The following is a 16901-nucleotide window of genomic DNA, read 5'->3' as shown; positions in this document are numbered from 1 at the left end:
GCCGCGCAACTTGACTCACAAATGCGCCGCACCACTCTCTGACACCGCCTCGTTATGCACGCCGTCTTGCCGCCGGTCTTTCGGCTCCTTGATGCGGAACCACGTCACGTAAAGCGCCGGCAGGAACAGCAGCGTGATCGCGGTGCCGGCGATGATGCCGCCCATCATCGCGTAGGCCATCGGTCCCCAGAACACTTCGCGCGCGATCGGGATCAGCGCCAGGCTGGCCGCCGCGGCCGTCAGCGCGATCGGCCGCATGCGGTGCTCGGTCGCCTCGATGACGGCTGCCCAGCGGTCCTTGCCTTCGGCGACCAGGTCCTCGATCTGCACGATCAGGATCACCGAGTTGCGGATCAGGATGCCGATCAGAGCCAGCACGCCGAGGATGGCGACGAAGCCGAGTGGCGCGCCGCTCGGCACCAGCGCCGCCACCACGCCGATCAGGCCGAGCGGCGCCACCGCCACCACCAGGAACAGGCGTTGGAAGCTTTGCAATTGCACCATCAGGATGGTCGCCATGACGAACAGCATCAAGGGCACGACGGCCGCGATCGGCCCCTGGCTTTTGGCGCTTTCCTCGACAGAGCCCGCGGTCTCGACCGAATAGCCCGGCGGCAGCTTGGCGATGAACGCGTCGACCGACGGCTTCAGCTCGTCGACGACTGTGGCCGGCAGCACGTCGCCGACCAGGCCGGCGCGCACGGTGATGGTCGGAATCCGGTCACGCCGCCACACGGTCGGCTGCTCGAGCTCGTAGCGGATGTTGGCCACCGCGGCGAGCGGGATGGCATCGCCGGTCCCGGTCGGCAATTGCATGTTCTGCAGTGTTGCGACCGAGCCGCGATCGGCCTCGCGCGAGCGCGTCACGACATCGATCAGATAGGTGGCGTCGCGCAACTGGGTGATGGTGGCGCCGCCGACCGTGCTGTTCAGCGCGCTGGCGATGTCGGAGGAGGTGATGCCGAGCTGGCGCGCCTTGTCCTGCAGCACGTCGACCCTCAGCATACGCTGCGGCTCGTTCCAGTCGAAAGTGGGCGCCGCCAGCTGCGGGTTGGCGGAAATGATGCCGGCGAACTCCTGCGCAAGGTCGCGGACCGTCTGGATGTCGGGACCGCCGACACGGTACTGCACCGGGCGCCCGACCGGCGGCCCGAGTTCGAGCGGCTTGACGAAGGCATCGGTGCCGACGAACTCCTCGCGCAGCAGCTTTTCCAGCGCCGGCTTGACCCGGTTGCGCGCCTCGATGCTCTTGGTGACGATGACCGTCTGGCCGAAATACGGATTGGCCGGCTGCACGTCATAGGCCAGCAGGAAGCGCACCGCGCCCTGGCCGATATAGGATGAGAAATGGTCGATGTCGGGATTGCCGACCAGCGCGCGCCCTTCGAAGCGCTCCATCTGGTCGCGCGTCTCGGTGATCGACGAATTCTGCGGCAGGTTCCAGTCGACGATCAGCTCCGGCCGGTCGGACGGCGGGAAGAACTGCTGCTGGACGAGGCCGAAACCGGCGATGGAGGCGGCGAACAGCAGCACCGTCGCGATGATGGTCAGCCAGTGCCGGCGCACCGAAAGGACGAGCACGCGCCGGAACATCGAGGTGAAGCGTCCGGGCTGGTCGTGATGCTTGGCCTTCATCGTCGCCGGCAGGATGGTGACGCCGAGCAGCGGCGCGAACAGCACCGCCACGATCCATGACACCAGCAGCGACACGGCGATGACGACGAACAGCGTGAAGGTGTATTCGCCGGCGGCGCTGTTGTTGAGGCCGATCGGGATGAAGCCGGCGACCGTCACCAGCGTGCCGGTCAGCATCGGGAAGGCGGTCGATGTGTAGACGTAGGTCGCCGCCTTGCGCAGGTTGTCGCCGACCTCCAGCCGCGCCACCATCATCTCGACCGCGATCATGGCGTCGTCGACCAGCAGGCCGAGCGCGATGATCAGCGCGCCCAGCGAGATACGCTGCAGCGAGATGCCGAGATAGGCCATGACGGTGAAGGTGATGGCGAGCACCAGCGGGATCGACAGCGCCACGACGAAGCCGGCGCGCATGCCGAGGCTGATGAAGGACACCGCTAGCACGATGGCCACCGCCTCGAACAGGGCGCGGGTGAAGCCCGATACCGCTTCCTCGACGATCACCGGCTGGTCGGCGACCAGATGCACGCCGACGCCGACCGGCAGGTCGGCCAGCACCTTGTTCATCTCCTCGTGCAAGGCCTCGCCGAATTGCAGCAGATTGGCGTTGGGCTTCATGCCGATGGCGAGCGCGATGGCGTCCTGGCCGTTGAAGCGGAAGAGCGACGTCGGCGGGTCGACATAGCCGCGCCTGATCGTCGCCACGTCGCTCAGCCGGAAGAAGCGGTCGTTGACGCGCAGGTTGATGGCGCGCAGGCTCTCTTCCGAGGTGAACTGGCCGCCGACGCGCACGCTGATGCGCTCCGGTCCGGACTGGATGACGCCGGACGGCGTGATGGCGTTCTGCGCCTGCAGGCTGGCCACGATCGCCTGCTGGTTGAGGCCGAGCGCCGCGATCTGGCGGCTCGAGAATTCAAGGTAGATCGCCTCGTCCTGGGCGCCGACAAGGTCGACCTTGCCGGCGTTCGGCACGGTCAGGATCTTGGTGCGCACGTCCTCGACATAATCGCGCAGCTGGCGCGGCGTCAGCCCGTCGGCGGTGAAGGCGTAGATGTTGCCGAAAACGTCGCCGAAACGGTCGTTGAAGAACGGCCCGACCACGCCTTGCGGGAATTGCGGCCAGATGTCGTTGACCATGTTGCGCACCTGGATCCACGTCGGCACGACATCGCGCGCCTTGGTGGTGTCCTTCAGGTTGACGAAGATCACGGTCTTGCCGGCGGTGGTGACGGATTTGGTATAGTCGAGGCTGTCGAGCTCCTCGAGCTTCTTCTCGATGCGATCCGTCACCTGCGTCACCGTCTCGTTGACGGAGGCGCCGGGCCAATTGGCCTGGATCAGCATGGTCTTGATGGTGAAGGCGGGGTCTTCCTCGCGGCCTAGGTTCAGATAGGCGGACACGCCGGCCGCGACGAAGACCAGCATGAAGTACCACACCAGCGAGCGATGGTTGAGCGCCCAGTCGGAGAGGTTGAAGCCCTTCATATGGCTCCCCCTTCTTGTAGCTTGACCTGCTGTCCTTCGGCGAGACTGTGGACGCCGGCGGTGACGACGCGCATGCCGGCCTCGAGCCCTTCGCCGACGGTGAAGGTGGCGGCGCCCTTGGCGGCCACCTTGATCTCGCGCGCGCTGACGCTCGACGTCTTCGGGTCGACGATCCAGACCTTGGCGGCCCCGTCCTTCTCGAGCAGCGCCGACAGCGGCAGTTCGATCGTCGGCGTGACCTTGGTCATGCGTGTCGCCGTCACCGTCGAGCCGAGCCGGAACGCTATCGGCGGATCGGTCAGCGTCAGCCGGACGCGGCGGGTGCGGGTCGAGCCCTCGGCCTGCGGCGCCATTTCGCGCAGCTTGGCTTCGGTCTGGATGGTCGGCAGCGATTGCAGGATGACCTCGAACGGCGTGCCGGCGGCGAGGTCGCCGGTCAGCTGGTCGGGGATGTCGACCACCGCTTCGCGCAGGTCCGAGCGCGCCACGGTGACCACCGTCTGGCCCGGCGACACGGTCTGGCCGACCTCGGCGCCGACGGCGGTGACGACACCGTCGAAATCCGAGAACAGGCGCGCATAGCCGAGCTGCTCCTGCGATTTGGCAAGCGAGGCCTTGGCCCGCTCGACGCCGGCCTCGGCCGCTTTGCGCGCCTGCTGGGCGGCATCGAAGACGGCCTGCGAGGTGTTGGCGGCGGCCAGCAGCTGGCGCTGGCGCTCCTCGCTGGCGGCGGCGTTGGCGAACTGCGCCTCGGCGTTGGAAAGCTCGGCCTTGGCCGCCTGCACCGCAAGCTCCAGCGCCGTCGGGTCGAGGGCTGCGATCGTCGTGCCCTTGGTGACGATGTCACCGACCTTGACGTCGCGGGCGACGACGCGGCCGAGCAGGCGGAAGGAGAGGTCGGCGCTGACTTGCGGCTCGATCGAGCCGGCGAAGCCGAAGGTCTGGATGGTGCGCGGCTCGATCACCACCGACAGCACTGGCCGGATGATCTCGGGCGGCTTGTCTTCCGATTGCGAGCAGCCGGCGAGCGGCGCAAGCGACAGCAGGACGGGCACAAGCACGGGCGGCAGCCGCTTCATTGGCCTGCTCCCGCGATCTCGATCGCCTGTCCGGGGCTGAGCAGCTGGCCGCCATTGGTGACGACACTCTGGCCTGCCTCAAGCCCTCTGCTGATGACGACCACACCGGAATCGAAGGCCAGCACCTCGACCGGCGTCGTCGTCGCCGCCTTGGTCGATGGGTCTACCACCCAGACCGCCGGCTTGCCGTCGGTCGAGGTCAGCGCCTGCCAGGGCAGCAGGATCGCCTTGATCGGCTTGGCGCTGGCCGAGCCGATCACGGCCGCGCCCAGCGGCATGGCGGCGGGCGTGTCGGGAATCGCGACCTTGACCCGTATCGATCCCGAGGCCGGATCGACCGCCGGCGAGATCTCGCGCACCTTGCCGATCGCCCTGACCTGCGGGTCGGACAACAGCGTGATCGTCACCGCCGGCGTTTGCGGCGTCCGCGCGACCAGCGTTTCCTGGACGTTGAACACCGCGTCGCGATCGCCGTCCTCGGCGATGGTGAAGACGGTCTGCGCCGCCTGCACCACTTGCCCGGCTTCGACCTGGCGGGCGGTGATGAAGCCCGCCGCGCCGGCCTTGAGCTCGGTGAAGGACAGGTTCTCCTTGGCATTCGCGAAGGCGCTCTGCGCGGCATCGACGCTGCCTTGCGCCACCTTCAGCGTCTGGTCGGCCGTGTCATAGTCGCGCCGCGTCGTGAAACCCTGGCCGAGCAAGGTCTTCTGGCGCTCGAAGGCGGCGGCTGCCTGCGTCAACTGCGCCTGCGCGGCATCGAGATCGGCCTGCGCCGAGCGCAGGTCGGATTCCTGCTCCTGCGGATCGATGCGGGCCAGCACCGCGTCCTTGTCGACATGCTGGCCGACGTCGACGAGCCGCTCGGCGATCCGGCCGCCGACCCGGAAAGACAGGTTGTTCAGCGTGCGCGCGGCGATCACGCCGGTCAGCGAGGTGCGTGGCGCGTAGTCGGCGATCCTGACCGTTTCGGCGCGCACCATGATCGGCAATTTCTTTGCCGCTGCCTCCTGCTTCTGGCACCCAGCGAGCGACAGCGCCGCCAGGGCGCAGGCGAGCATCGTGGAACCAGGAAAAGAAAACAGTTTTAAGGCGTTGACCGGAAGCGGCCGGACGGAAGGCGTCGCGTTCCTGCTCATGGTTCCCTCAACCGCGCGGGCCGCTCCGGTACGGCAGGCGCCGCGGACGATCGCGAGGATAGTCGATCTCCGAAAAAAGAAAACCTCTGTCCTGCCGCAGGGGCGGACTGGTTATGTTCAAGCGACCGTGCCGAGCAGGCCCAATTGCCCGGCGATGGTGCCGACTTGAGGAAAACGCTAAATAAGGCGAGAACGGGTGCCAACGGCATCAAACGAGAACGGGCCTAGTCTCGACGAGGGATGGCCCGATGAGGGATGAGATGAAAAATTCAGCCATTTCCGAACGCAAGAACCAGTCGATCTCGCGCGGCGTCGGCATGACCACGCAGATCTATGCCGATCGCGCCGAGAACTCGGAAATCTGGGATGTCGAGGGACGCCGCTACATCGACTTCGCGTCCGGCATCGCCGTCGTCAACACCGGCCACCGCCACCCCAAGGTGATCGAGGCGGTCAAGGCGCAGCTCGACCGCTTCACTCACACCTGCCACCAGGTCGTGCCCTATGAGAGCTATGTCAGGCTGGCCGAACGACTGAACGGCCTGCTGCCCGGCAAGTTCGACAAGAAGACGATCTTCGTCACCACTGGCGCCGAGGCGGTCGAGAATGCGGTCAAGATCGCCCGCAACGCCACTGGCCGCCCGGCCGTCATCGCCTTTTCCGGCGGCTTCCACGGCCGCACCTTCATGGGCATGGCGCTGACCGGCAAGGTGGTGCCCTACAAGGTCGGCTTCGGCGCCATGCCGGCCGATGTCTTCCACGCGCCGTTCCCGGTGGCGCTGCATGGCGTCACGGTCGCCGATTCGCTCGCCGCCCTCGACAGGCTGTTCAAGGCCGATGTCGATCCCGCCCGCGTTGCCGCCATCATCGTCGAGCCGGTGCAGGGCGAGGGCGGTTTCTACGAGGCGCCCCGTGATTTCATGACCGCGCTGCGCAAGGTCTGCGACCAGCACGGCATTTTGCTGATCGCCGACGAGGTGCAGACCGGTTTTGCCCGTACCGGCAAGATGTTCGCCATGGACCATCATGAGGTGGCGCCCGATATCACCACGATGGCCAAGAGCCTGGCCGGCGGTTTCCCGCTGTCGGCGGTCACCGGACGCGCCGAAATCATGGATGCGCCCGGCCCCGGCGGACTCGGCGGCACCTATGGCGGCAGCCCGATCGGCGTCGCCGCCGCCAACGCCGTGCTCGACGTCATCGAGGAGGAAAAGCTTTGCGACCGCGCCAATGCGCTGGGCAGCAGGCTGAAGCAGCGGCTGCAGTCGATCCGCGAGGACGTGCCGGAGATCGTCGACATCAGGGGGCCCGGCTTCATGAACGCGGTCGAGTTCAACGATGTGAAAAAGGGCCTGCCTTCGGCCGAAATGGCCAATGCGGTGCGCCTCAAGGCGCTCGACAAGGGCCTGATCCTGCTCACCTGCGGCGTCTACGGCAACGTCATCCGCTTCCTGTCGCCGATCACCATCCAGGATAGCGTCATGAACGAGGCGCTCGACATTCTGGAAAGCTCGATCCGCGAGGCGCGCGCCGCGTAGCGCCAACCCTGCCTCCCCCTTGTGGGGAGGTCGGACCGAAGGTCCGGGTGGGGCTGATGCCCCCCGTCGCTTCGCAGCGACCCTTCCACGGGGAGAGGTTGGAGCGTCTAGCCTGCAGCCCTGGCGGGCTCCTCCTGGAAGGCGGCAAGCGCCGCCTTCAGCGCATCGGGCCCGCCGGCAACGGCCTGCGGCGTCGGCGAGAAGCCGGCGCCGAGCATCTTGCGGCCAAGCATATGGTCGCCGGGGCGGTTGACGGATTCGATGCCGAGCAGCCGGCTGCCCGCATAGTGGTAGATCGAGAACTTGTTCTCGGCCAGGTCGCCCAGCACCACATGGCTGTCGCCGCCCGAGGTCAGCCCGACCATCTGCAGCTTCATGTCGCCGATATCCGACCAGAACCAGGGTACTGCCGAATAGGCGTCCGCGTGGTTAAGGATGGTGCGCGCGGCAAGCCGCGCCTGGTCGGTGGCGTTCTGCACCGATTCCAGCCGCACATCGGCGCCGGTGAACCAGTGCCGGTAGGAGGCGGCGTCGCCGATGGCGAGGATATCCGGTACCGAGCTGCGCATCTGCTGGTCGACGCGGATGCCGTTGGCGATCGCGATGCCGGCGGACTCGGCCAGTTCGACATTCGGCACCACGCCGATGCCGATGATGACCATCTGCGCCGGCAGCCTTTCGCCGCCGGATGTGATCGCGGCCGAGACACGGCCGCCTTCGCCTTCCAGGCCGGCAACGGTGGTGCCGGTAAGAATCCGCACGCCGATCGCTTCCAGGCGCTGCCTGACATGACTGGCGATGACCGGCGCCACCGCCCGCCCGAGCAGCCGGTCGACGGCTTCGACGACGGTGACATTGCGCCCTGCCGCCCTGAGCGTGGCGGCGATCTCGAGGCCGATGAAGCCGCCGCCGAGGATGACGACATCCTCGCTTTGGGCGCTGAACTCGCGGATCAGCCGCGCATCGGCCAGCGATCGCAGCGACACCACGCCGGAAAGCTCCGAGCCTTGCAGCTTGAGCAGGCGCGGCCGGGCGCCGGTCGCCAGGACAAGGTGATCGAAGGCGAGCGATCCGCCGCCCGATAGGTCCAGCCTCCGGGCGCCGGCATCGATGGCCTCGATGCGGACGCCCGGCCGGTAGTCGATGGCGCTGCCCGAATAGAAGGCTTCGCCGCGCAGGGGCTGCGGCTTTGCGTTCGGGTCCTTGATGAAGGTCTTCGACAGCGGCGGCTTGTGGTAGGGCAGTTCGCTCTCGTCGCCGATCAGGATGACCGGGCCGTCGTAACCTTCCTCGCGCAGGCTCGCCGCCGCTTGCACGCCAGCGTGACCCGCACCAACAATGACCACCCCGTTCTTCATCGCAGCCCTTTTTGCGTTCAAATCTAGGATCTTCCGCCAGGTGGCGATTGTCTGCCGCCGCCGCAATCGCCCCGGTCCGGGTCGCACCCGGAATGGTCACCTGTCAATCGCCGCATTCCACGATTACGTCGCGTCGGCAAAGGCTTAAAGTTGATAGTTACAGTTTAGAATTATTCTAAACAGTTGTTTCAATTGAATTTTCTTGGATAGGCCTGTTGACTTCCAACCCCTTCGCCGCTTTATGGGGGCTCGCGCGACGAGCGCATCCCTTTGATGTCTGGGCCTTGAACCCTTTCGATTGGAGGCATTTCGGTGTCTTTCTTCCACGAGCCGCGCAACGGCGCGGTCCATGTTGTGCCCGGCGGCATGCCCATGCCTCGGCGCGGGCTGGCACGCGCGCCCTTTAGCGAATTCCCAAGGAACTGGAGAACGATGATGACAGCACGTAATGGCGGCAGGCTCGCTGCTATCTGCGCGACTGCCGCGCTGACCGCTGCGGTGTTCGTGCTGCCGGCCAAGGCCGCAACCGACGCCAAGGCGGTCATCAAGACCTATGCCGACATCGCGCTCGCCAAATACGAGGATTCGCTGACCACCGCGCAGGCGCTCGACAAGGCCGTCGACGCGCTGCTCGCCAAGCCGTCGGCGGAGACGCTGAACGCCGCCCGCGAAGCCTGGAAGGCATCGCGCGTTCCCTACCAGCAGACCGAGGTCTACCGCTTCGGCAACAAGATCGTCGACGACTGGGAAGGCAAGGTGAATTCCTGGCCGCTGGACGAAGGCCTGATCGACGATGTCGCCAAGAGCTACGGCAGCGAGTCCGACACCAATTCGCTCTATACCGCCAACGTGATCGCCAACAAGGAGATCGAGATCGACGGCAAGAAGGTCGACGCCTCGAAGCTGACGCCGGAATTCCTGTCCGGCACGCTGCAGGAGGCGGGCGGCGTCGAGGCCAATGTCGCGACCGGCTATCACGCCATCGAGTTCTTGCTCTGGGGCCAGGATCTGCACGGCACCGGTCCCGGCGCCGGCGAGCGACCCTACACGGACTATGACCTCGCCAACTGCACCGGCGGCAATTGCAACCGCCGCGCTGAATATCTGAAGTCGGCGAGCGACCTTTTGGTCTCCGACCTGCAGGAGATGGTCGACAACTGGAAGGAAGGCGGCGCTGCCCGCAAGAACCTGGTCGATGGCGACGCCAATGCCGGCATCTCGACCATCTTCACCGGCATGGGCTCGCTGTCCTATGGCGAACTCGCCGGCGAGCGCATGAAGCTCGGCCTGCTGCTGCATGATCCGGAAGAGGAGCACGACTGCTTCTCTGACAACACCTACAACTCGCACCTCTATGACGCCGTCGGCATCCGCGCCGCCTACCATGCCAGCTACACGCGGCTCGACGGCACGGTGGTTTCCGGACCTTCCGTGTCCGACATGGTCAAGGCCGCCGACCCGGCGATCGGCAAGGAACTGTCGGACAAGCTCGACGTCTCCGTCGCCAGGATGGAGGCGATAAAGGCGCGCGCGCGCGCCGGCGAGGCCTATGACCAGCAGATCGCCGAGGGCAACGCCGAAGGCAACGCCACCGTGCAGGCGGCGATCGATGCGCTGATCGACCAGACCAAGTCGATCGAGCGCGCCGTCGGCTCCCTGAAGCTCAACGACATCGCCTTCGAAGGTTCCGACAGCCTCGACGCGCCGGACAAGGTGTTCAAGTAAGGCGCGAGCATGATCCCCAAAAGGGGTAGTCGGTTTTTGGACAAGATCATGCTCGAATGAGAAACAAGCCAAACGGCGCCGGAGCGGCGCCGTCAGCCAGGGCAAGTGAATGCTGATCTGCCATTGCAACATCATCACTGAGAAGGAGATCGAGCAGACGATCGTCGGCCTGCTGGATGAGGATCCCTGGCAGCTGATCGTGCCGGCGAAAGTCTACCATGCCATGCGCAAGCGCGGTCGCTGTTGCGGCTGCTTCCCAAATGTGGTGGAAACGATCATTCGGGTCACCGAGCACTACCACGCCCGTTCGGAGGCGAGCGGCGCCGACATCGTTTCACACCTGGACCGCGTCAGAGGCTTGCGCGGCCAATACGGGAGCAGAACCCATGAAAGGCGAACCGCAGGTCATCGAGCGGCTTAACGAAGCCCTGTTTCTGGAGCTGGGCGCCGTCAATCAGTACTGGGTCCATTACCGGCTGCTCGAGGACTGGGGCTACACCAAGCTGGCGAAGAAGGAACGGGCGGAATCGATCGAGGAAATGCAGCATGCCGACCGGCTGGTGGCCCGCATCATCTTCCTCGAGGGGCATCCGAACCTTCAGTCAGTTGCGCCGCTGCGCATCGGCCAGAACGTGAAGGAAGTGCTCGAATCCGATCTTGCCGGCGAGTATGACGCGCGCACCGCCTACAAGCGTTCGCGCGAGATCTGCCAGGAGGCCGGCGACTACGTGTCGATGAAACTGTTCGAGGAACTGCTTGCCGACGAGGAAGGTCACATCGACTTCCTCGAGACGCAGCTCGACCTGCTCGCCTCGATCGGCGAGGAGAAATACGGCCAGCTCAATGCCGACTCGGCCAACGAGGCGGAGTAAGGACATGCGGGAATGCGGCGCCGCCTAGATTTCCAGCGCCGCTCGCTGCGGGCCGAAGGCTCGCCTTCCTCGCTTTCCAGGAAAAGCTCGCTGGCCTGGCTGGTTCGCGGGCTTTCTTTCATTCCCGCCGTGGTGGCCACCGCTTCGGCGCTGGCTGGAGACCCGCTGCCCGCGGGCCTTGCCACCGCGCGCAGCGATCTGGCGCCGAAGGACCTGGCGCGTGTCATCGCCGTCACCAGGCCAACCGCGGATTTCTCCAAACCCGAGCCGTTCGAGCTGATGCAGGGTGGCGCCGGCACGTCGCGCAAGGACGTCAGCCGCGACGCCTTCTCGCAGCCCTCCGCCAACATCACCTTCGAGGAAGAAGGCACCTTCAGGCTCGGCAACGCGCTTTTCCGCAAGAACTGGGTGTCCTCACCCTCCTCGACCCAGGCATCGGACGGCCTTGGGCCGCTGTTCAACGAGCGCGCCTGCCAGAACTGCCATCTGAAGGACGGCCGCGGGCGGCCGCCGGAAGGCGGCGCCGGCACCACCTCGATGTTCCTGCGCCTGGCGCGCGATGCAAGCAGCGAGGAAGAGAGAGCCGAGCTTGCCGCCCGCAAGTTGCTGAACTTCCCCGATCCGGTCTACGGCTCGCAATTGCAGGGGCTGGCGGTTCCCGGCCTCAAGGGCGAAGGCCGCATGCGCGTCGACTACCAGGATGAGAAGGTGACGCTCGCCGGCGGCTCCGTGGTCTCGCTGCGCAAGCCGGGCTATTCCGTCGACGGCCTCGGCTACGGTCCGCTCGATCCGCGTACCACGCTGTCGCCGCGCCTGACGCCGCCGATGATCGGCCTCGGCCTGATCGAGCAGATCGCGCCCGCCGACATCCTCGCCCACGCCGATCCGGATGACCGCGATGGCGACGGCATTTCCGGCCGTCCCAACATCGTGGGCGATGGCGCCAGCGGCGGGCTCACGCTCGGCCGCTTCGGCTGGAAGGCCGAGACGCCGTCCATTCGCGAGCAGGCGGCGGACGCTTTCGCCGGCGACATCGGCATCTCGACGCCGGAGGCGCCGAAGCATTGGGGCGACTGCACCGCGGCCGAAAAGGCCTGCTTGGCCATGCCGAACGGCATGCAGCAGCGGCTCGGCCCGGTCGAGGCGCCGCCGCCGGTGATGGACCTCGTCACCTTCTATTCGCAGAACCTCGCCGTGCCGGCCCGGCGCGACATCGACGACCGCCAGGTGCTCGCCGGCAAGAAGCAGTTCTACGAGATGGGCTGCATTTCCTGCCACACGCCGAAATTCGTCACGTTGCGCGGCACGCCCAACAAGGCGCAGGCCTTCCAGCTGATCTGGCCCTATTCCGACTTCCTGCTGCACGACATGGGGCCGGGTCTCGTCGATGAACAGGCTGTCGGCGACGCGACCGGCAGCGAATGGCGCACGCCGCCGCTGTGGGGCATCGGCCTGACCGGAACGGTCAACGGCAATATGTTCTTCTTGCATGACGGGCGCGCCCGCACCATCGCCGAGGCGATCCTGTGGCATGGCGGCGAGGGTCAGAAGGCGCGCGACCGCTTTGCCGCCGCCGATGCGGCGACCCGCGATGCGCTGGTCAAATTCCTGGAGTCCCTGTGATGTCGAAGCGTCTTGCGTTTGCTCTCCTTCTTCCCTTGGCGATGGTCGGCGCATCCCCGGCATCGGCTGAGGTGAGGGCCTCCGCTGTCATCCAGCGGGCGATCGATGGTTTTATCCGTCCTGCCTATGCCAACCTGCGCGACCATGCCGGCAGCTTGACCAAGGCCGTGCGGGCGCTCTGCGATGCGCCGTCGCAAAGCAGCCTCGAGGCGGCGCGCGCCGAGTTTTCGGCCACGCTCGAGGCCTGGTCATCGGCTGAAATCATCGCTTTCGGGCCGATCAAGGAGAACAATCGGCTGGAGCGCATGCTCTACTGGCCGGACCGCAAGGGCATCGGCCTGAAGCAGGTGCAGGCGGCATTGGCCGGCAAGGACCCGACCGCCACCGATACGGCGCAACTGGCGGGCAAGAGCGTCGCCATGCAAGGGCTCGGCGCGCTCGAGTTCGTGCTTTACGGCGACGGCGGCGACGCCCTCGCCGGCAAGGACGATCCCTATCGGTGCGGCTATGGCGCGGCCGTCGCCGGCAATATCGAAACCATGGCCGCCGAGGTTGACGAGGCCTGGAGGAAGCCCGACGGATTTGCCGCGCTTTGGGCCAATCCGGGACCGCAGAACCCGCTCTACCGCGACGGCACCGAAGCTGTGACCGAACTTGTCGGTGTCTTCATCAACGAGCTGGAGATGGTCCGCGACGTGCGCCTCAAAGGGTTCCTGGGCGGCAAGCCGGAAGGCGACAAGCCAAGGCAGGCGATCTATTGGCGCTCGCAAAATACGACGAATTCCCTGGCCGGCAATTTGTCCGGTATCGATGCGCTGTTCGTGGCTTCGAAGCTTGGCGATGCGCTTCCGGCCGATGCGCAATGGATGGCCGAGTCCATCCACATCCAGCTCGCCAACGGCGTCGCGACCGCCAAATCCGTCACCGGTCCGATCGACAAGGCGCTCGCCGATCCGGTGCTGCGCGGCAAGCTCGATCATTTCGCGCTTATCACCTCCAGCCTGACCACCCTGATCGGCACCAGGCTGACCTCTGAGTTCGGCCTCACCGCCGGGTTTTCGTCCCTGGACGGAGATTGAGCCATGACTGCGGTACGCACGCCGCTGCTCGACCGTCGCGATTTCCTGAGGGCCGCCGGCGCCGGCTTCATGGCGGCGATGACGCCGCGTGCCTGGGCGAAGACGCTTGATGCCGACGCGGTCTTCGCCACCGCCTTCGTCAAGCGCGACGGCAGCTATGGCGCCGCCGTGCTGTCCGAGGCAGGCGATGTGCTGCATGCGATCGACCTGCCCGACCGTGGCCACGACGTCACCTTCGACCCGGTCTCGAAGCGCTCTGTGGTCTTTGCCCGGCAGCCCGGCACCTTTGCCGTGGTGTTCGACCACACCGGCCGCGACAAGCCGCTGACCATCGCCAGCGTCGCCGGACGGCATTTCTTCGGCCACGGCGTCTTCTCGCCCGACGGCGCTCTGCTCTATGCCACCGAGAATGATTTCGACAATGCCGCCGGCGTCGTCGGCGTCTATGACGCGCGCTCGGGCTTCAAGCGCATCGGCGAATTCCCGACCTACGGCATGGGGCCGCATGAGTTGCTTCTGCTCGGCGATGGCCGGACGATCGCGGTCGCCAATGGCGGCATCGAGACGCATCCGGACTACGGCCGCGCCGAGCTCAACATCGCCACCATGAAACCGTCCTATGTGCTGGTCGACCGCATCACCGGCGATCTGATCGAAAAGCACGAATTGCCGTCGGCGCTCCACCAGCTGTCGATCCGCCACATGGATTGCGACCAGGCCGGCACGGTCTGGTTCGGCTGCCAGTATCGCGGCCCGGCGGCCGACCGGCCGCTGCTGATCGGCCGCGCGGCGCGCGGCAAGGACCTGCAGTTGCTCGACATGCCGCAGGACGTGCTCGCGGGCTTCCGCAACTATATCGGCTCGGTCGCCGCCAATCCGGCTGCCGGCACGGTCGCCGTCACCTCGCCTGAGGGCAACTCGCTCGCCGTCATCGACGCCGCCAGCGGCGACGTCGTCGCCACCAGGGCGTTGGTCGAGGTCTGCGGCCTGGCGCCCGACGGCACCGGTTTCATCGCCAGCACAGGCGCCGGCGAGATCGTCGAGGACAATGGCGCCAGGCGCTCCGAGCCCGACTATGTCTGGGACAATCACATGCTGCGCATCGCAGAGCCGGCGTAGCCACCGCGAATCGTTGAAGGGACGTTCTCGACCCTGGCCATGCCAAGCCGCATAACAAATATCCACCTTGCCCCTTGCGGGGACGGGCCGTGGCGGGCACAGGGAATTGTTTTTCGACCCAGGGCGTTAACCGGCGAACCATGAAGCTGCTTGCCATCGACTGTGCCGCCACTCTCTGCGCCGCCAGCGTCTATGACGCCGCGGCCGGGCGCGAGCTTGGCCGCCAGGTGCTCGACCTCGGCAAGGGCCATGCCGAGCATCTCATGGCGGTCATCGACGCGGCGCTGAAAGCGGCCGGCACGGGCTACGCAGGCCTCGACGCCATAGCCGTCTCCGTCGGGCCCGGCTCCTTCACCGGCCTGCGCGTCGGCGTCTCCACCGCGCGCGGCCTGGCGCTGGCGCTGAAGATCCCGGCAATCGGCGTGACCACTCTCGAGGCCCTGGCGGCGGAGGCGGCCGAGTTCTTTCCCGGTCGTGCCGTGCTCGCCGCCCTCGACGCCGGGCGCGAGGAGATCCATGTTGCCGCCTATGACAAAGCGTTAGTTTTGACTTACGGTCCGGCGGTGGCCACGCTCGCGCAAGCCACCGCCATTGCCGTGGAGACGTCCACCGTGCTGGCCGGCACCGCCGCGGAGAAGATCGCCGCCTCGGCCGGCCGCGCCTTCGACATCGGGCCGACCGGCGCCACCGCCGACATCGCCGCCTATGCCCGGCTGGCCGCTGAAAAGGGCGTGGGCGACAAGCCCAAGCCGCTCTATCTGCGCGGCGCCGATGCCAGGCCGCAGGCCGGCTTCATTCTTCCAAGACAGGACCATGATCCCAAAAAGCGGGCCCCGGTTTTTGGGCAAGATCATGGTCCGGAAGGAAAAAAGAGCTGATGCGCATTCCCTTCTTTCAGCCGCGCCGCAGGGACTATGCGCTTCAGCCGCTGACGGTTGCCGACAGCGAGGCTGTCTCGGTGCTGCATCAGGAGGACTTTGTGCGGCCGTGGAGCGACGGCGAGTTCGCGGCTTTGCTCGAACAGGACACCGTATTCGGCTATGCCGCGCGCGAAACCGGACAGGGCGGCAAGCCACCGGTCGGCTTCGTGCTGGCGCGGCTGGCGGCAGGCGAGGGCGAGATTCTCACCGTAGCCGTCGCCCGCTCCCACCGCCGCCAGGGGCTTGGCTGGCAATTGATGGACGCGGTGCTGCGCGAATTGCACGCGCAGCGCGCCGAGGCGCTGTTCCTCGAGGTCGATGAGACCAATGTCGCGGCCATCGCGCTCTACCGGCGGCTCGGCTTCCGTGAGGTCGGCAAGCGCGCCAACTACTACAGATCGCCCGAGCGCGGCCCGACCGGCGCGCTTGTCATGCGCCGCGATCTTCGCTAGCGACACGCCGGGACAGGGCCTGCGCGCTGATGATCAAGAAATTACGGATTTTCCTGGCGCTTGCTCTGGTCGTCGCCGGCTCGCTGGTCTTGGTGCCGCTGCAGATCCTGTCGATGAAGACCGGGCTGTGGCCGGAAACCTTCATCCTCAAGATCTGGCACCGGATGATCGCCAGGGCGCTCGGCCTGCGCATCCACGTCAAGGGCGCGCTGTCGGCCAGGCGCCCCTTGCTGGTCGCGTCCAACCACATCTCCTGGACCGACATCATGGTGCTCGGCTCCAGGGTCGACGTGAAGTTCATCGCCCGCGCCGACATGGCGAACTGGCCGATGATCGGCATGCTGTCGAAGCTGCAGCGCACCGTCTTCATCGAGCGCGAGCGCAAGCGCAGCTCGGGCGACCAGGCCAGCGAGATCGCCGGGCGCATGGCCAATGGCGACGCCATGGTACTGTTCGCCGAAGGCTCGACCGGCGACGGCAACCTGCTTTTGCCCTTCAAGAGCACGCTGTTCGGCGCCGCCTCGATGGCGATTTCGGAAGGGGCGACCGAGCAGGTGTTCATCCAGCCGGTGGCGATCGTCTACACCAGGCTGCATGGCGTGCCGCTCGGCCGCCGTCACCGGCCGATCGCCGCCTGGATCGGTGACGAGGACCTGATGCCGCATCTCCAGGTGCTGCTCGCCGAAGGCGCGCTCGATGTCGAGCTGCATTTCGGCGAGCCGATTGCCTTCTCCAAGGGCTCGAACCGCAAGGAGACGGCAAGGCTGATGGAAAGCCGGGTGCGCGAGATGGTGCAGGCGGCGCTGGCCGAGCCGCGCCCGAGCCGCTGACGCGCCCGAGCCGCTGACGCGCCCCTTCGCGCATCCGGGACCCGGCGCCA

General features: G+C 66.5%; 15 protein-coding genes. 11 read left to right on the top strand and 4 right to left on the bottom strand.

What is annotated here, in order from left to right:
• Nucleotides 1-15 precede the first annotated feature (15 nt).
• From EN786_RS20105 to EN786_RS20095, 3 genes are read right to left on the bottom strand one after another with little or no spacing between them, the layout of a single operon-like run.
• Nucleotides 16-3120, bottom strand: a complete 3105-nt coding sequence (locus tag EN786_RS20105; protein WP_135857652.1) for an efflux RND transporter permease subunit — start codon at nucleotides 3118-3120, stop codon at nucleotides 16-18.
• Complete coding sequence (locus EN786_RS20100; protein ID WP_127311855.1) at nucleotides 3117-4199, bottom strand: efflux RND transporter periplasmic adaptor subunit; 1083 nt, start codon at nucleotides 4197-4199, stop codon at nucleotides 3117-3119. The genes EN786_RS20105 and EN786_RS20100 overlap by 4 nt, the downstream gene beginning before the upstream one ends.
• A complete protein-coding gene (locus tag EN786_RS20095; protein ID WP_245478459.1) occupies nucleotides 4196-5179 on the bottom strand; it encodes an efflux RND transporter periplasmic adaptor subunit in 984 nt (327 codons plus the stop codon). Before EN786_RS20095 ends, EN786_RS20100 begins: the two co-directional genes overlap by 4 nt.
• Here EN786_RS20095 and EN786_RS38695 point away from each other — a divergent pair.
• Together EN786_RS38695 and EN786_RS20090 are read left to right on the top strand one after the other, a co-directional pair.
• On the top strand, nucleotides 5178-5504 hold the full coding sequence (locus EN786_RS38695; RefSeq protein ID WP_245478460.1) for a hypothetical protein: 327 nt from the start codon (nucleotides 5178-5180) through the stop codon (nucleotides 5502-5504). The two genes, EN786_RS20095 and EN786_RS38695, sit on opposite strands and share 2 nt — an antisense overlap.
• A gap of 91 nt (nucleotides 5505-5595) precedes the next feature.
• Nucleotides 5596-6873: a 4-aminobutyrate--2-oxoglutarate transaminase gene (locus tag EN786_RS20090; RefSeq protein ID WP_127286946.1), complete on the top strand. Its 1278-nt coding sequence runs from the start codon at nucleotides 5596-5598 to the stop codon at nucleotides 6871-6873.
• Nucleotides 6874-6980: 107 nt separating this feature from the next.
• On the opposite strand, the gene EN786_RS20085 is transcribed toward EN786_RS20090, so the two are convergent.
• Entirely contained in the window at nucleotides 6981-8231 is a 1251-nt protein-coding gene (locus tag EN786_RS20085; RefSeq protein WP_127390858.1) for an FAD-dependent oxidoreductase, read from the bottom strand.
• Between the two features lie 435 nt (nucleotides 8232-8666).
• Between EN786_RS20085 and EN786_RS20080 the strand changes: the two genes are divergently transcribed.
• The 9 genes from EN786_RS20080 (at nucleotide 8667) to EN786_RS20040 (ending at nucleotide 16851) form a co-directional block, all read left to right on the top strand.
• Complete coding sequence (locus EN786_RS20080; RefSeq protein ID WP_127310849.1) at nucleotides 8667-9956, top strand: imelysin family protein; 1290 nt, start codon at nucleotides 8667-8669, stop codon at nucleotides 9954-9956.
• Between the two features lie 109 nt (nucleotides 9957-10065).
• Nucleotides 10066-10377 carry a (2Fe-2S)-binding protein gene (locus EN786_RS20075; protein WP_126056686.1) on the top strand — a complete coding sequence of 104 codons (312 nt, stop codon included), beginning with the start codon at nucleotides 10066-10068 and terminating at the stop codon, nucleotides 10375-10377.
• On the top strand, nucleotides 10343-10828 hold the full coding sequence (bfr, locus tag EN786_RS20070; protein ID WP_126056685.1) for a bacterioferritin: 486 nt from the start codon (nucleotides 10343-10345) through the stop codon (nucleotides 10826-10828). Before EN786_RS20075 ends, bfr begins: the two co-directional genes overlap by 35 nt.
• A 12-nt stretch (nucleotides 10829-10840) precedes the next feature.
• The gene (locus tag EN786_RS20065) at nucleotides 10841-12451 is read left to right on the top strand and encodes a di-heme oxidoredictase family protein (protein WP_127282745.1); all 1611 of its coding nucleotides are present in this window, start codon (nucleotides 10841-10843) and stop codon (nucleotides 12449-12451) included.
• Complete coding sequence (locus EN786_RS20060) at nucleotides 12451-13530, top strand: imelysin family protein (RefSeq protein ID WP_127282746.1); 1080 nt, start codon at nucleotides 12451-12453, stop codon at nucleotides 13528-13530. Before EN786_RS20065 ends, EN786_RS20060 begins: the two co-directional genes overlap by 1 nt.
• A 3-nt stretch (nucleotides 13531-13533) precedes the next feature.
• Nucleotides 13534-14649 (top strand): DUF1513 domain-containing protein, encoded by a 1116-nt coding sequence (locus tag EN786_RS20055; protein WP_127282747.1) that lies wholly within the window; start codon nucleotides 13534-13536, stop codon nucleotides 14647-14649.
• Nucleotides 14650-14789: 140 nt separating this feature from the next.
• Complete coding sequence (gene tsaB / locus EN786_RS20050; RefSeq protein WP_127282748.1) at nucleotides 14790-15527, top strand: tRNA (adenosine(37)-N6)-threonylcarbamoyltransferase complex dimerization subunit type 1 TsaB; 738 nt, start codon at nucleotides 14790-14792, stop codon at nucleotides 15525-15527.
• Complete coding sequence (gene rimI / locus EN786_RS20045; protein WP_127282749.1) at nucleotides 15527-16021, top strand: ribosomal protein S18-alanine N-acetyltransferase; 495 nt, start codon at nucleotides 15527-15529, stop codon at nucleotides 16019-16021. The genes tsaB and rimI overlap by 1 nt, the downstream gene beginning before the upstream one ends.
• A 29-nt stretch (nucleotides 16022-16050) precedes the next feature.
• Nucleotides 16051-16851, top strand: coding sequence for a 1-acyl-sn-glycerol-3-phosphate acyltransferase (locus EN786_RS20040; protein WP_127282750.1), 801 nt, complete (start codon nucleotides 16051-16053; stop codon nucleotides 16849-16851).
• Nucleotides 16852-16901 lie beyond the last annotated feature (50 nt).

The sequence above is a fragment of the Mesorhizobium sp. M4B.F.Ca.ET.143.01.1.1 genome (assembly GCF_004792275.1).
GTDB lineage: Bacteria > Pseudomonadota > Alphaproteobacteria > Rhizobiales > Rhizobiaceae > Mesorhizobium > Mesorhizobium abyssinicae.
Note: the sequence above shows the minus strand (reverse complement) of the source record. Positions and strands in the feature narration are given on the sequence as shown.

What these genes read in the sequence shown, in the direction of transcription:
- EN786_RS20105 (WP_135857652.1), bottom strand. Translation starts at nt 3,120, where the DNA reads ATGAAGGGCTTCAACCTCTCCGACTGGGCGCTCAACCATCGCTCGCTG.
- EN786_RS20100 (WP_127311855.1), bottom strand. Translation starts at nt 4,199, where the DNA reads ATGAAGCGGCTGCCGCCCGTGCTTGTGCCCGTCCTGCTGTCGCTTGCG.
- EN786_RS38695 (WP_245478460.1), top strand. Translation starts at nt 5,178, where the DNA reads ATGATCGGCAATTTCTTTGCCGCTGCCTCCTGCTTCTGGCACCCAGCG.
- EN786_RS20095 (WP_245478459.1), bottom strand. Translation starts at nt 5,179, where the DNA reads ATGGTGCGCGCCGAAACGGTCAGGATCGCCGACTACGCGCCACGCACC.
- EN786_RS20090 (WP_127286946.1), top strand. Translation starts at nt 5,596, where the DNA reads ATGAAAAATTCAGCCATTTCCGAACGCAAGAACCAGTCGATCTCGCGC.
- EN786_RS20085 (WP_127390858.1), bottom strand. Translation starts at nt 8,231, where the DNA reads ATGAAGAACGGGGTGGTCATTGTTGGTGCGGGTCACGCTGGCGTGCAA.
- EN786_RS20080 (WP_127310849.1), top strand. Translation starts at nt 8,667, where the DNA reads ATGACAGCACGTAATGGCGGCAGGCTCGCTGCTATCTGCGCGACTGCC.
- EN786_RS20075 (WP_126056686.1), top strand. Translation starts at nt 10,066, where the DNA reads ATGCTGATCTGCCATTGCAACATCATCACTGAGAAGGAGATCGAGCAG.
- bfr (WP_126056685.1), top strand. Translation starts at nt 10,343, where the DNA reads ATGAAAGGCGAACCGCAGGTCATCGAGCGGCTTAACGAAGCCCTGTTT.
- EN786_RS20065 (WP_127282745.1), top strand. Translation starts at nt 10,841, where the DNA reads ATGCGGCGCCGCCTAGATTTCCAGCGCCGCTCGCTGCGGGCCGAAGGC.
- EN786_RS20060 (WP_127282746.1), top strand. Translation starts at nt 12,451, where the DNA reads ATGTCGAAGCGTCTTGCGTTTGCTCTCCTTCTTCCCTTGGCGATGGTC.
- EN786_RS20055 (WP_127282747.1), top strand. Translation starts at nt 13,534, where the DNA reads ATGACTGCGGTACGCACGCCGCTGCTCGACCGTCGCGATTTCCTGAGG.
- tsaB (WP_127282748.1), top strand. Translation starts at nt 14,790, where the DNA reads ATGAAGCTGCTTGCCATCGACTGTGCCGCCACTCTCTGCGCCGCCAGC.
- rimI (WP_127282749.1), top strand. Translation starts at nt 15,527, where the DNA reads ATGCGCATTCCCTTCTTTCAGCCGCGCCGCAGGGACTATGCGCTTCAG.
- EN786_RS20040 (WP_127282750.1), top strand. Translation starts at nt 16,051, where the DNA reads ATGATCAAGAAATTACGGATTTTCCTGGCGCTTGCTCTGGTCGTCGCC.